General features: G+C 39.7%; 1 protein-coding gene. It reads right to left on the reverse strand.

Annotated features, from left to right (window positions below):
* Positions 1-195 precede the first annotated feature (195 nt).
* The gene (locus PSI23_RS22075) at positions 196-357 is read right to left on the reverse strand and encodes a hypothetical protein (protein ID WP_273557054.1); all 162 of its coding nucleotides are present in this window, start codon (positions 355-357) and stop codon (positions 196-198) included.
* Between the last annotated feature and the right edge of the window lie 96 nt (positions 358-453).

A 453-nucleotide genomic window follows, 5' to 3' on the forward strand; every position in this document is an offset into this window, starting at 1 on the left:
TCAGGAATATCCATATCCCCGATTCTGATAGTGCGGGGTTTTATACGGTACTCAACATTGGGATGAAAATACAATTTAAAGTCACATTCAATCCATCTATTACTAGTATGGAGATAAGATTCAAAATACCTCCACGGCCTGTCGGTAATATGAGACAATCTAGCGTACTCAGATATTAAATCTGCGTGAATGTGTTTAGGCATTGTTATTCTCCCGCGCTTTCAGCATTGCATCAGCAATAAAATATGATTCTTCTGCCACTTCTTCATAAGTATCATCACGTAGAATAATTGACGCCATTGCCTGAGCCGCAAAATAATCCCTCAATGTCATCTCATCCGGTTTTTTCTCACTCATTACACTCTCCTATTAATTCAGGTAATAAAAAACCCCGCATTGGCGAGGTTGTTAATTAACTCACCACAGCCCACTCGGAAATGAGCTGGAGTTAGT

Origin of the sequence: Xenorhabdus yunnanensis, assembly GCF_028598805.1 — a bacterium.
GTDB lineage: Bacteria > Pseudomonadota > Gammaproteobacteria > Enterobacterales > Enterobacteriaceae > Xenorhabdus > Xenorhabdus yunnanensis.